The organism is Streptomyces sp. NPDC017095, assembly GCF_044332325.1.
Taxonomy (GTDB): Bacteria; Actinomycetota; Actinomycetes; order Streptomycetales; family Streptomycetaceae; genus Streptomyces.
Genome location: NZ_JBIROU010000007.1, coordinates 303649 through 316303 on the forward strand (window position 1 = coordinate 303649; position 12655 = coordinate 316303).

11 protein-coding genes are annotated in these 12655 nt (G+C 71.7%); 9 read left to right on the plus strand and 2 right to left on the minus strand.

Annotated features, from left to right (window positions below):
- Positions 1 to 105: 105 nt before the first annotated feature.
- Entirely contained in the window at positions 106 to 930 is an 825-nt protein-coding gene (locus tag ACH4OA_RS16700) for a peptidylprolyl isomerase (protein WP_397969533.1), read from the minus strand.
- 179 nt (positions 931 to 1109) lie between these two features.
- On the opposite strand from ACH4OA_RS16700, the gene ACH4OA_RS16705 reads away from it, so the two are divergent.
- From ACH4OA_RS16705 to rpsD, 5 genes are all read left to right on the plus strand, one after another.
- Positions 1110 to 1817 (plus strand): MBL fold metallo-hydrolase, encoded by a 708-nt coding sequence (locus ACH4OA_RS16705; protein ID WP_365874955.1) that lies wholly within the window; start codon positions 1110 to 1112, stop codon positions 1815 to 1817.
- Positions 1818 to 1828: 11 nt separating this feature from the next.
- Positions 1829 to 3091, plus strand: coding sequence for a histidine--tRNA ligase (gene hisS / locus ACH4OA_RS16710; RefSeq protein WP_365874957.1), 1263 nt, complete (start codon positions 1829 to 1831; stop codon positions 3089 to 3091).
- 194 nt (positions 3092 to 3285) lie between these two features.
- Entirely contained in the window at positions 3286 to 3942 is a 657-nt protein-coding gene (locus ACH4OA_RS16715; protein WP_365874959.1) for a vitamin K epoxide reductase family protein, read from the plus strand.
- 43 nt (positions 3943 to 3985) lie between these two features.
- Positions 3986 to 5341 carry a replication-associated recombination protein A gene (locus ACH4OA_RS16720; RefSeq protein ID WP_397936896.1) on the plus strand — a complete coding sequence of 452 codons (1356 nt, stop codon included), beginning with the start codon at positions 3986 to 3988 and terminating at the stop codon, positions 5339 to 5341.
- Positions 5342 to 5649: 308 nt separating this feature from the next.
- Positions 5650 to 6264 carry a 30S ribosomal protein S4 gene (gene rpsD / locus ACH4OA_RS16725; RefSeq protein WP_301975067.1) on the plus strand — a complete coding sequence of 205 codons (615 nt, stop codon included), beginning with the start codon at positions 5650 to 5652 and terminating at the stop codon, positions 6262 to 6264.
- Positions 6265 to 6285: 21 nt separating this feature from the next.
- On the opposite strand, the gene ACH4OA_RS16730 is transcribed toward rpsD, so the two are convergent.
- Positions 6286 to 8460 (minus strand): ATP-binding protein, encoded by a 2175-nt coding sequence (locus ACH4OA_RS16730; protein WP_397969534.1) that lies wholly within the window; start codon positions 8458 to 8460, stop codon positions 6286 to 6288.
- Positions 8461 to 8613: 153 nt separating this feature from the next.
- Here ACH4OA_RS16730 and ACH4OA_RS16735 point away from each other — a divergent pair, with 153 nt between their 5' ends.
- From ACH4OA_RS16735 to ruvX, 4 genes are read left to right on the plus strand one after another with little or no spacing between them, the layout of a single operon-like run.
- Entirely contained in the window at positions 8614 to 9051 is a 438-nt protein-coding gene (locus ACH4OA_RS16735) for a DUF948 domain-containing protein (RefSeq protein ID WP_397969536.1), read from the plus strand.
- Positions 9052 to 9067: 16 nt separating this feature from the next.
- The gene (locus ACH4OA_RS16740; protein WP_397946548.1) at positions 9068 to 9421 is read left to right on the plus strand and encodes a hypothetical protein; all 354 of its coding nucleotides are present in this window, start codon (positions 9068 to 9070) and stop codon (positions 9419 to 9421) included.
- Positions 9421 to 12093: an alanine--tRNA ligase gene (gene alaS, locus ACH4OA_RS16745; RefSeq protein WP_365941553.1), complete on the plus strand. Its 2673-nt coding sequence runs from the start codon at positions 9421 to 9423 to the stop codon at positions 12091 to 12093. The genes ACH4OA_RS16740 and alaS overlap by 1 nt, the downstream gene beginning before the upstream one ends.
- Before the next feature lie 14 nt (positions 12094 to 12107).
- Complete coding sequence (gene ruvX / locus ACH4OA_RS16750) at positions 12108 to 12572, plus strand: Holliday junction resolvase RuvX (protein WP_397936888.1); 465 nt, start codon at positions 12108 to 12110, stop codon at positions 12570 to 12572.
- Positions 12573 to 12655: the final 83 nt, after the last annotated feature.

Below are 12655 nucleotides of genomic sequence, written 5' to 3' on the forward strand. Positions count from 1 at the left end.
AACATAGGCGACCAGCGGGTTGCCTGTCCGCATCCAGCGCCACAGAATTGCGCCGACCGCCCTGCTCAGCTCCGGGGTCCGGCACCGGCGGGCGGTCGCGCGGAGTCAGGACTTGGCGACCGTGGCCTTGTCGATCACGACCGTCGCGTTCGGTGCGCCGTCACCGCCGCCGGTGTTCTCGCCGGCCGCCGCGATCTTGTTCAGCACCTTCATGCCCGCCGCGTCGATCGTGCCGAACGGCGTGTAGCTGGGCGGCAGCGGACTGTCCTTGTAGACCAGGAAGAACTGGCTGCCGCCGGTGTGCTTCTGCCCGGTGTTGGCCATCGCCACCGTGCCCGCCGGGTAGGTGTTGTTCTTCAGGCTCTTGTCCTCGAGGTTCTCGTCCGGGAGCGTGTAGCCGGGGCCGCCCGAGCCGGTGCCCTGCGGGTCGCCGCACTGCAGGACGTAGATGTCCTTGGTGGTCAGCCGGTGGCACTTGGTGTGGTCGAAGTACCCCTGGCCCGCCAGGAAGTCGAACGAGTTCACCGTGTGCGGCGCCGCCGACGTCTTCAGCGCGATGCCGATGTCGCCGCAGGTCGTCGCCAGCTTGAGGGTGTAGTCGGCCGACGTGTCGACCGTCATCGCCGGCTCCTTCTTCCAGCTCAGCTTCTTCACCGAGCCGGCCGCGGGCTTCGCGCACGGGTCCGGGGCCTTGCTGGTGGGCGGGGCGCTCGGGGTGACCTGGGCGCTCGCGTCCGTCTTCTTGCCGTCGTCGTCCTTGAGCACCCCGGTCGTGTACAGGGCGACACTGCCGATCACGACCACGCCCAGTACCGACGCGATCACGGAGTTGCGCAGGCGGCCCTTGCGGCGCGCCTCGGTGCGCCGCTGCTGCTGCCGCAAGAACTTCTCCCGGGCGAGCTGACGCCGCCGCTGCTCCTGGCTGACCACCGGGTTGTCTCCTCATGCGTGTCGTGTGTCGGGCGGTACGCGTGCGTCCTCGTGCTCCGACCGCTGCGTGTAGCCCCGTACCGTATATGGGTTGGCTGAGGAAACGGCAGCGCCGGTAGGCTCTGAGGGCGGCCGAAGCCGCCTGTAGCCGCCCGTAACCGACACAACGAAGGACGATCGTGCTCATTGCCGGGTTCCCCGCCGGGGCCTGGGGGACGAACTGTTATCTCGTCGCCCCCGCCGCCGGCGAGGAGTGCGTGATCATCGACCCCGGCCACCAGGCCGCCGAAGGCGTCGCGGAGACGCTCCGGAAACACCGGCTCAAGCCCGTCGCCGTCGTCCTCACCCACGGCCACATCGACCACGTGGCCTCCGTCGTCCCCGTCTGCGGCGCACACGACGTACCGGCCTGGATCCACCCCGAGGACCGGTACATGATGAGCGACCCCGAGAAGGCGCTCGGCCGCTCCATCGGCATGCCGCTGCTGGGCGAGCTGACCGTGGGGGAGCCGGACGACGTCCGCGAGCTGTCGGACGGGGCCGCGCTGGAGCTGGCCGGACTCACGTTCTCCGTCGCGCACGCGCCGGGCCATACCAAGGGGTCGGTGGCCTTCCGGATGCCCGAGAGCGCCGACGTGCCGTCGGTGTTCTTCTCCGGGGACCTGCTGTTCGCCGGCTCCATCGGACGCACCGACATGCCGGGCGGATCCATGGCGGACATGATGCGGTCGCTGGCCCGGGTGTGCCTGCCGCTCGACGACTCCACCGTGGTGCTGTCCGGCCACGGCCCCCAGACGACCATCGGCCAGGAGCGCGCCACCAATCCCTATCTGCGGCAGGTGGCCGCCGGCCCGGGAGCCCAGGAGGCTCCCCGACGAGGAATGTGACGAAAGACTCCGTGAGCACCTTCAAGGCCCCCAAGGGCACCTACGACCTGATCCCGCCGGACTCCGCGGCCTACCTGGCGGTCCGCGAGGCGATCGCCGCCCCGCTGCGCAACTCCGGCTACGGCTACGTCGAGACGCCCGGCTTCGAGAACGTCGAGCTGTTCGCGCGCGGTGTCGGGGAGTCCACCGACATCGTGACCAAGGAGATGTACGCCTTCGAGACCAAGGGCGGCGACCGGCTCGCCCTGCGCCCCGAGGGCACCGCGTCCGTGCTGCGGGCGGCCCTGGAGGCCAACCTGCACAAGACGGGCAACCTCCCGGTCAAGCTCTGGTACTCCGGCTCCTACTACCGCTACGAACGCCCCCAGAAGGGCCGCTACCGGCACTTCTCCCAGGTCGGCGCCGAGGCGATCGGCGCCGAGGACCCCGCGCTGGACGCCGAGCTGATCATCCTGGCCGACCAGGCGTACCGCTCGCTGGGCCTCAGGAACTTCCGCATCCTGCTCAACAGCCTCGGCGACAAGGAGTGCCGCCCGGTCTACCGGACCGCGCTCCAGGACTTCCTGCACGGCCTGGACCTGGACGAGGACACGCGCCGCCGCGTCGACATCAACCCGCTGCGCGTCCTGGACGACAAGCGCGAGTCGGTGCAGGCGCAGCTCGCCGGCGCCCCGCTGCTGCGCGACTACCTGTGCGACGCGTGCAAGGCGTACCACGAGGAGGTCCGCGAGCTGATCACCGCCGCCGGCGTCTCCTTCGAGGACGACCCGAAGCTGGTGCGCGGCCTGGACTACTACACCCGCACCACCTTCGAGTTCGTGCACGACGGCCTCGGCTCGCAGTCCGCGGTGGGCGGCGGCGGGCGGTACGACGGCCTGTCCGAGATGATCGGCGGCCCCGCGCTGCCGTCGGTCGGCTGGGCCCTCGGCGTCGACCGCACGGTCCTCGCACTGGAGGCGGAGGGCGTCCGGCTCGACCTGCCCTCCACCACCTCCGTCTACGCCGTGCCGCTCGGCGAGGAGGCCCGCCGGGTGCTGTTCGCCAAGGTCACCGAGTTGCGCAAGGTCGGCATCGCGGCGGACTTCTCCTACGGCGGCAAGGGCCTGAAGGGCGCCATGAAGAACGCCAACCGCTCGGGCGCCCGCTACACCGTCGTCGCCGGCGAGCGCGACCTCGCCGAGGGCGTCGTCCAGCTCAAGGACATGGAGTCCGGCGAGCAGACGGCGATCGGCGTCAACGAGATCGTGGCGGAGCTGGAGTCCCGGCTCGGCTAGCCGCACCCGCGCGCATGGGCGCCGGACCCCCTCCCGGAGGGCGTCCGGCGCCCTTGCCGTAAGGGCGGAACCTGGCAGGCGGTAACCGTCGTACGCACATCCTTATGCGGAGTGAACGGCCCCGGCACCGGCGCGTGCGGCACAATGGCCGGTGCCCGAAGATGGTCCAACTCTCAAGTGACGGAATCGGCGTGATGAGCAAGACGACAGTGAACGACGTCTCCGCGAAGCCCGGTCCGGAGCGCGCCGCCGACGCCCCGCGCGCGGCCGGCGGCAGCCGTGCCTTCGCCATCCTGCTCGTGCTCACCGGCGCGGCCGGACTGCTGGCCGCGTGGGTCATCACGATCGACAAGTTCAAGCTCCTGGAGGCGAAGGTCGCGGGCACGACCTTCACCCCCGGGTGCAGCCTCAACCCGGTGGTCTCCTGCGGCAGCGTCATGGAGAGCAAGCAGGCCGCCGCCTTCGGCTTCCCCAACCCCATGCTCGGCCTGGTCTGCTACGGCATCGTCGTCTGCGTCGGCATGAGCCTGCTGGCCCGCGCCCGGTTCCCGCGCTGGTACTGGCTGACGTTCAACTTCGGCACGCTGTTCGGCGTCGGCTTCTGCACCTGGCTGCAGTTCCAGTCCCTGTACCGGATCAACGCCCTGTGCCTGTGGTGCTCGCTGGCCTGGGTCGCCACGATCACCATGTTCTGGTACGTCACCTCGTTCAACGTCCGCAACGGCTTCCTGCCGGCCCCGCGCCCGCTGAAGTCCTTCTTCGGCGAGTTCACCTGGGTCCTGCCGGTCGTGCACATCGGCATCATCGGCATGCTGGTGCTGACCCGCTGGTGGGAGTTCTGGACCAGCTGACGGTCCCGAGGGGATTGTCGGTGCGGTGATTTAGGGTTTCAGCGTGGAACCCGACCTCTTCACCGCCGCAGCAGAAGAACGCCAGGAGAAGGACCCGGCGGGCAGCCCCCTGGCCGTGCGCATGCGCCCGCGCACGCTCGACGAGGTCATGGGGCAGCAGCACCTGCTCAAGCCCGGCTCGCCCCTGCGCCGCCTGGTCGGCGAGGGCTCCGGCGGCCCCGCCGGACCGTCCTCGGTGATCCTCTGGGGCCCGCCCGGCACCGGCAAGACCACCCTGGCGTACGTCGTGTCGAAGGCGACCGACAAGCGGTTCGTGGAGCTGTCCGCGATCACCGCGGGCGTCAAGGAGGTCCGCGCGGTCATCGACGGCGCCCGCCGCGCCACCGGGGGGTACGGCAAGGAGACCGTCCTCTTCCTGGACGAGATCCACCGCTTCAGCAAGGCCCAGCAGGACTCCCTGCTGCCGGCCGTGGAGAACCGCTGGGTGACCCTGATCGCGGCCACCACGGAGAACCCGTACTTCTCGGTCATCTCGCCCCTGCTCTCCCGCTCCCTGCTGCTCACCCTCGAACCCCTCACCGACGACGACATCCGGGGCCTGCTCCGGCGGGCGCTCGCCGACGAACGCGGCCTGGCGAACGCCGTCACGCTCCCCGAGGACACCGAGGAACACCTGCTGCGGATCGCCGGCGGCGACGCCCGCCGCGCCCTGACCGCCCTGGAGGCTGCCGCCGGCGCCGCCCTGGACCAGGGCGAGAGCGAGATCACCCTGGGGACCCTGGAGCAGACCGTCGACCGCGCCGCGGTGACGTACGACCGCGACGGCGACCAGCACTACGACGTCGCCAGCGCCCTCATCAAGTCCATCCGCGGCTCCGATGTGGACGCGGCCCTGCACTACCTGGCCCGCATGATCGAGGCCGGCGAGGACCCCCGGTTCATCGCGCGCCGCCTGATGATCTCCGCCAGCGAGGACATCGGCCTGGCCGACCCGAACGCGCTGCCGATCGCCGTCGCCGCCGCCCAGGCCGTCGCCATGATCGGCTTCCCGGAGGCCGCCCTCACCCTCAGCCACGCCACCATCGCCCTGGCCCTCGCCCCCAAGTCCAACTCGGCGACCACCGCGATCGGCGCCGCCCTGGCGGACGTCCGCAAGGGCCTGGCCGGACCGGTGCCGGCGCACCTGCGCGACGGGCACTACCAGGGCGCCGCCGCACTGGGCCACGCCCAGGGCTACGTGTACCCGCACGACCTGCCCGAGGGCATCGCCCGGCAGCAGTACGCCCCGGACGCCCTGAAGGACCGGGAGTACTACACACCGGGCCGGCACGGCGCGGAGGCCAGATACGCGGACGCCGTGGAATGGACCCGCGGACACCTCGGTCGCAAGCGGTCCTGACCGCCCTGTAGACTGCTGCGAAGTGCCGAGTCCTGTGCTGTCAGAGCGGGACGTCCGGCCGGAGGCCCGGTCCCCCGGGACAGGGCTCCAGGAGCGTCGCGCACCGTCGAACGGTGTCGCGGGCAGCCCACCACCACCCGCATCCCGGGATCGGTCGGTGGGCCACTCGCGTGCTGCACGTATGTGCCCAGACCAGGGAAGCGGCTGCCCGGCAGGTCCCTTTCGAGGACCCGGCGGGTTTTCCCGGCTGCGGATGCGACCTCCGTAAACCCTGACGAGCCGAAAATTCACGAAAAGAGACAGAGACAGTGGCGAACCAGTCCCGCCCCAAGGTCAAGAAGTCGCGTGCCCTCGGCATCGCGCTGACCCCGAAGGCCGTCAAGTACTTCGAGGCCCGCCCCTACCCGCCGGGCGAGCACGGCCGCGGCCGCAAGCAGAACTCGGACTACAAGGTCCGTCTGCTGGAGAAGCAGCGTCTGCGCGCGCAGTACGACGTGTCCGAGCGCCAGCTCGTCCGCGCCTACGAGCGTGCCTCCAAGGTCCAGGGCAAGACCGGTGAGGCCCTGATCATCGAGCTCGAGCGCCGTCTCGACGCGCTGGTCCTGCGTTCGGGCATCGCCCGCACGATCTACCAGGCCCGCCAGATGGTCGTCCACGGCCACATCCAGGTCAACGGCCAGAAGGTCGACAAGCCGTCCTTCCGTGTCCGTCCGGACGACGTCGTGCAGGTCCGCGACCGCTCCAAGGACAAGACGCTGTTCCAGATCGCCCGTGAGGGTGGCTTCGCCCCCGACGGCGAGACCCCGCGCTACCTCCAGGTGAACCTCCGCGCCCTGGCCTTCCGCCTGGACCGCGAGCCGAACCGCAAGGAGATCCCGGTGATCTGCGACGAGCAGCTCGTCGTCGAGTACTACGCCCGCTGATCCCAGCCCCGGCGCAGCACCTCAGCCCGCCGTCTCCCCGCCCTTCCGGGTGGGCGAGGCGGCGGGTTCGCACTGTCCGGGACGGGTCCGCGCGACCGGGCCGCGCGGCGCCGGCAGCGCGCCCAGCGCGCCCGTCTCCCGGCGGCGCAGCGCCCGGGCCACCGCCGCCTCCCGGTCCAGCCCGGCACCCTCCCGCACGCACTCCGCGTACCGGACATCACCGAGCGCCTCCCGCGCGGCGGCCTCGCACCGCTCGTGCGGCGCGCTGTAGTACGCCGAGCCGAACAGCCTCAGCCCGACCGAGGGCCACAGCCGCCCGGCGGCGCCCTGGAGCACCGCCGCCTCCACCGGATCGCCCTGCGCCACCGTCACCAGCGCCAGCAGCTCCAGGGAGAGCACCGAGCCCAGCAGGTCACGGAAGGCGTGCGCGTGGGCCAGGCTCTCCGTCAGCAGCTCCCGCGCACCGGCCGGATCCCCGCCGGCCCAGGCCGCGTACGCCAGCACGTACAACGCGTACGACCGCGCCCACCGCTCCCCGTGGTCCTCGCACACCCGGCGCACGTCCTCGCACAGGCGCACCGCCTCCGGCAGGTCGCCCTGGAACGCCCGGGCCATCGCCAGCTCCACCTGGGCCATCAGGACGTTGCCGTTCAGCTCGCCGAGCTCCCGGTAGCGCTCCAGCGCCGCGCGCAGCAGCGTCTCCGCGCGGGCCAGGTCATCGCCGACCAGCGCCAGACAGCCGGTGCGGTGCTCGGCGTAGGCCACCGCCGTCGCGTCGGCCGCCCGCTCCGCCCGCTCCCGGCACGTCCGCAGCGTCCGCAGCGCCGGCACGGTGTCGCCCTGGAGGATCGTGACGTAGCCGAGCACCCACAGCGCCTTCAGCCGGGACCGCTCGTAGCCCGACTCGCGCTCCAGGCCGCGCTCCAGCCAGCGCCGTCCCTCCGACAGCCGGCCGCAGCCCACCCAGCAGAACCACAGCGAGCCCGCCAGGTGCTGGCCGAGGTGCGCCTCGCCCGGCCCGGTCAGGCAGAACTCCAGCGCGGCCCGCAGATTCGGCAGCTCGGCGTCCACCCGCGCGGCCACCTCCCGCTGCCGGGGCGAGAACCACTCCAGCTCGCACCAGGTCGCCAGGCCCAGGTACCAGTCCCGGTGCCGTCTGCGCAGCCGGTCGGCGTCCCCGGTCGCCGCCAGCCACTCGGCGCCGTAGGCCCGGACGGTGTCCAGCATCCGGTAGCGGGGACCGGCCGGGCTCTCCTCGCGGGCGAGGACCGACTGCGCGAGCAGCTCCGACAGCACGTCCAGCACGTCCCCGGCGGGCAGCCCGTCCCCGCTGCACACGTACTCGGCCGCCTCCAGGTCGAAGGTGCCCGCGAACACCGACAGCCGCGCCCACAGCAGCCGCTCGGCCGGCGTGCACAGCTCGTGGCTCCAGCCGATCGCCGTGCGCAGCGCCTGATGCCGGGGCAGGGCGTCCCGGCCGCCGCCGGTCAGCAGCCGGAACCGGTCGTCGAGGCGGCGCAGCACCTGACCCGGGGACAGCGCCCGCAGCCGGCCGGCCGCCAGTTCCAACGCCAGCGGGATCCCCTCCAGCCGGCCGCACAGCTCCCGCACCTCGTCGCCGTCGGACACCGTCACACCCTGTGCCCGGGCCCGGTCCGCCAGCAGCCGCACCGCGTCGTCCGCGCCGAGCGGCGCAAGCGGGTACAGCCGCTCGCCCGCCAGGGACAGCGGACGCCGGCCCGCGGCCAGCACCCGCAGCCCCGGCAGCTCGCGCAGCAGCTCCGCCACCAGCTCGGCGCAGGTTGCCACCAGGTGCTCGAACCCGTCCAGCACCAGCAGGGCCCGGCGGTCCGCCAGATGCTCCAGCAGCGTCTGCCGGGGCGAGCGGGTGGTGTGGTCGGTCAGCCCGAGCGCCTCCACGACCGCGTACTCCACGAACTGCGGATCGCGCACCGGGGCCAGCTCCACCCGGGCCCAGCCCGCGCCGCCCGCCGGCTCACCGGCCGCCCACCGGGCCGCCGCCCGCACCGCCAGCCGCGACTTGCCGACGCCGCCCGTGCCGGTGACGGTCACCAGCCGGGCCTGGCCGAGCGCCTCCGTCAGCTCGGCCAGCTCGGCCGAGCGCCCGACGAAGGCGGTGAGTTCGAGGGGCGGATCGCCGTCCGTCCAGGGGCCGGGACTGTGAGGACCTCGCATGGGACACGGAGGGTACTGAACTGTGTGCAATCCGTACAATCGCTTCCCGTGACTCCGTCCGGGCCGCCGGGTAATCGGGTACGGAGCCGCGGCCCCGGCGCGATAGGCTCGGGGCACGACTTTTCCGATGCTCAGGCACGTTTCAGGGAGCGGGTGCGCACAGTGTCCGGTGGCGAGGTGGCCGGGATCCTGGTGGCCGTCTTCTGGGCGATCCTGGTCTCCTTCCTCGCGGTGGCTCTGTCGAGGCTGGCCCAGACGCTCAAGGCGACCACCAAGCTGGTCGCGGAGGTGACCGACCAGGCGGTCCCGCTGCTCGCCGACGCCTCCCGGACGGTGCGCTCGGCGCAGACCCAGATCGACCGGGTCGACGCGATCGCCTCCGACGTCCAGGAGGTCACGTCGAACGCCTCCGCGCTGTCGACCACCGTCGCCTCCGCCTTCGGCGGCCCGCTGGTCAAGGTCGCGGCCTTCGGCTACGGCGTCCGCCGGGCGCTCGGCGGACGCAAGGGGGAGGGCGCGCCCGCGAAACCGCCCCGGCGTACCGTGATCGTGGGCCGGACCGTCCCCGCCGCACGGCGCAAGCGGAAGTAAGGACTGAGACCGAGCGATGTTCCGCCGTACGTTCTGGTTCTCCACCGGTGTCGCCGCCGGTGTGTGGGCCACCACCAAGGTCAACCGCAAGCTCAGGCAGCTGACCCCGGAGAGCCTGGCCGCCACCGCGGCGAACAAGGCCCTGCAGACCGGTCAGCGCCTGAAGGACCGCGCGGTCGGCTTCGCGCTCGACGTCCGCGAGAACATGGCCCAGCGGGAGGCCGAGCTGGGGGAGGCGCTGGGCATCGACGCCGACCCGGACACCGGGCTCCCGGCCCCCCGGCGGTACACCGCCATCGAGAACAACCGCAGCAACCCGCAGTACATCGAGAACACGACGTACTCGTACAACCGGAATGAGGACCACTGATGGAGTCGGCCGAGATTCGCCGCCGCTGGCTGAGCTTCTTCGAGGAGCGCGGGCACACCGTCGTCCCTTCGGCGTCGCTCATCGCGGACGACCCGACTCTGCTCCTCGTCCCCGCCGGCATGGTGCCCTTCAAGCCCTACTTCCTGGGTGAGGTCAAGCCGCCGTTCCCGCGCGCCACCAGCGTGCAGAAGTGCGTGCGCACGCCCGACATCGAAGAGGTCGGCAAGACCACGCGGCACGGCACCTTCTTCCAGATGTGCGGCAACTTCTCCTTCGGCGACTACTTCAAGGAAGGCGCCATCAAGTACGCCTGGGAGCTGCTCACCACGCCCCAGGACAAGGGCGGTTACGGCCTGGAGCCGGAGCGGCTCTGGATCACCGTCTACCAGGACGACGACGAGGCCGAGCGCATCTGGCACGAGGTCGTCGGGGTGCCGAAGGAGCGCATCCAGCGCCTCGGCATGAAGGACAACTTCTGGTCCATGGGCGTCCCCGGACCCTGCGGCCCCTGCTCCGAGATCAACTACGACCGCGGCCCCGAGTTCGGCGCCGAGGGCGGCCCTGCCGTCAACGACGAGCGGTACGTGGAGATCTGGAACCTCGTCTTCATGCAGTACGAGCGCGGCGAGGGCATCGGCAAGGACAACTTCGAGATCCTCGGGGACCTGCCGAGCCAGAACATCGACACGGGCCTCGGCCTGGAGCGGCTCGCCATGATTCTGCAGGGCGTGCAGAACATGTACGAGATCGACACCTCCATGGCCGTCATCGAGAAGGCCACCGAGCTGACCGGCGTCCGCTACGGCGACGCCCACGGCTCGGACGTGTCCCTCCGCGTGGTCACCGACCACATGCGCACCGCCACGATGCTCATCGGCGACGGTGTCACCCCGGGCAACGAGGGCCGTGGCTACGTCCTGCGCCGCATCATGCGCCGCGCCATCCGCAACATGCGCCTGCTCGGCGCCACCGGCCCGGTCACCAAGGACCTCGTCGGCACCGTGATCGGCGTGATGGGCCGGCAGTACCCGGAGCTGATCACCGACCGCGAGCGCATCGAGAAGGTCGCCGTCGCCGAGGAGAACGCCTTCCTCAAGACGCTGAAGGCCGGCACCAACATCCTCGACACCGCCGTCACCGAGACCAAGGCCGCCGGCGGCTCGGTGCTCGCCGGCGACAAGGCGTTCCTGCTCCACGACACCTGGGGCTTCCCGATCGACCTCACCCTGGAGATGGCCGCCGAGCAGGGCCTGTCCGTGGACGAGGAGGGCTTCCGCCGCCTGATGAAGGAGCAGCGGGAGCGCGCCAAGGCCGACGCCCAGGCCAAGAAGACCGGCCACGCCGACATGGGCGCCTACCGGGAGATCGCCGACAACGCCGGCGCCACCGACTTCATCGGTTACACCGACACCGAGGGCGAGTCCACGATCGTCGGCATCCTGGTCGACGGCGTCTCCTCGCCGGCCGCCACCGAGGGCGACGAGGTCGAGGTCGTCCTGGACCGCACCCCGTTCTACGCCGAGGGCGGCGGCCAGATCGGCGACACCGGCCGGATCAGGGTCGACTCCGGTGCCGTCATCGAGGTCCGCGACTGCCAGAAGCCGGTCCCGGGCGTGTACGTCCACAAGGGCGTCGTCCAGGTCGGCGAGGTGACCGTCGGTGCCAAGGCCCACGCCGCCATCGACTCCCGCCGCCGGCACGCCATCGCCCGCGCCCACTCGGCCACCCACCTCACCCACCAGGCGCTGCGCGACGCCCTCGGTCCGACGGCCGCCCAGGCCGGTTCCGAGAACCAGCCCGGCCGCTTCCGCTTCGACTTCGGCTCCCCGGCCGCCGTCCCGACGGCCGTGATGACCGACGTCGAGCAGAAGATCAACGAGGTGCTGGCCCGCGACCTCGACGTGCGCGCCGAGGTCATGGGCATCGACGACGCCAAGAAGCAGGGCGCCATCGCCGAGTTCGGCGAGAAGTACGGCGAGCGGGTGCGCGTGGTCACCATCGGCGACTTCTCCAAGGAGTTGTGCGGCGGCACGCACGTGCACAACACCGCCCAGCTCGGTCTGGTGAAGCTGCTCGGCGAGTCCTCCATCGGCTCGGGTGTCCGTCGTATCGAGGCCCTGGTCGGCGTGGACGCCTACCACTTCCTCGCCCGTGAGCACACGGTCGTCAACCAGCTGACCGAGCTGCTCAAGGGCCGCCCGGAGGAGCTGCCCGAGAAGGTCTCCGCCATGCTCGGCAAGCTGAAGGACGCCGAGAAGGAGATCGAGCGGTTCCGCGCCGAGAAGGTGCTCCAGGCCGCCGCCGGTCTCGCCGAGTCCGCCAAGGACGTGCGGGGCGTCGCCGTGGTCACCGGACGGGTCCCGGACGGCACCACCCCGGACGACCTGCGCAGGCTGGTCCTCGACGTGCGCGGCCGTATCCAGGGCGGACGCGCCGCCGTGGTCGCCCTGTTCACGGTGAACAACGGCAAGCCGCTGACGGTCATCGCCACCAACGACGCCGCGCGCGAGCGCGGTCTGAAGGCCGGTGACCTGGTCCGTGCCGCCGCCAAGACCCTCGGCGGCGGCGGTGGCGGCAAGCCGGACGTCGCCCAGGGCGGCGGCCAGAACCCGGCCGCCGTCGGCGAGGCCGTCGAGGCCGTCGAGCGGCTCGTCGCCGAGACCGCCAAGTAGGGACGGCCGGACGGATGCGCAGAGGACGCCGGCTCGCGATCGACGTCGGGGACGCCCGGATCGGGGTCGCCTCGTGCGACCCCGACGGGATCCTCGCCACCCCGGTGGAGACCGTCCCCGGCCGGGACGTGCCCGCCGCCCACCGCCGGTTGCGTCAACTGGTGGAGGAGTATGAGCCGATCGAGGTCGTCGTCGGCCTCCCTCGCTCCCTCAAGGGGGGCGAGGGCCCGGCCGCCGTCAAGGTCCGCGCCTTCGCCCGGGAGCTGGCCGGGGGCATCCGGCCGGTGCCGGTGCGCCTGCTGGACGAGCGGATGACGACCGTCACGGCCGGTCAGGGACTGCGCGCCTCGGGCGTGAAGGCCAAGAAGGGCCGCGCGGTCATCGACCAGGCGGCGGCCGTCGTCATCCTGCAGCAGGCCCTGGAATCCGAACGGGTGTCAGGCAAGGCACCCGGTGAGGGCGTCGAAGCGGTCGGCTGATCGCGATACGGTAACGTTCCGCGCGATGCGCCGGTGTTCGAACAGCCGGGGCACAGCAAGAGGCGGAGCGGGAACCGGACCGT

Bases quoted from the DNA above. Each gene is read 5' to 3' on its own strand.
- ACH4OA_RS16715 (WP_365874959.1), top strand. From the start codon at position 3,286: ATGAGCAAGACGACAGTGAACGACGTCTCCGCGAAGCCCGGTCCGGAG.
- ACH4OA_RS16730 (WP_397969534.1), bottom strand. From the start codon at position 8,460: ATGCGAGGTCCTCACAGTCCCGGCCCCTGGACGGACGGCGATCCGCCC.
- ACH4OA_RS16740 (WP_397946548.1), top strand. From the start codon at position 9,068: ATGTTCCGCCGTACGTTCTGGTTCTCCACCGGTGTCGCCGCCGGTGTG.
- alaS (WP_365941553.1), top strand. From the start codon at position 9,421: ATGGAGTCGGCCGAGATTCGCCGCCGCTGGCTGAGCTTCTTCGAGGAG.
- ruvX (WP_397936888.1), top strand. From the start codon at position 12,108: ATGCGCAGAGGACGCCGGCTCGCGATCGACGTCGGGGACGCCCGGATC.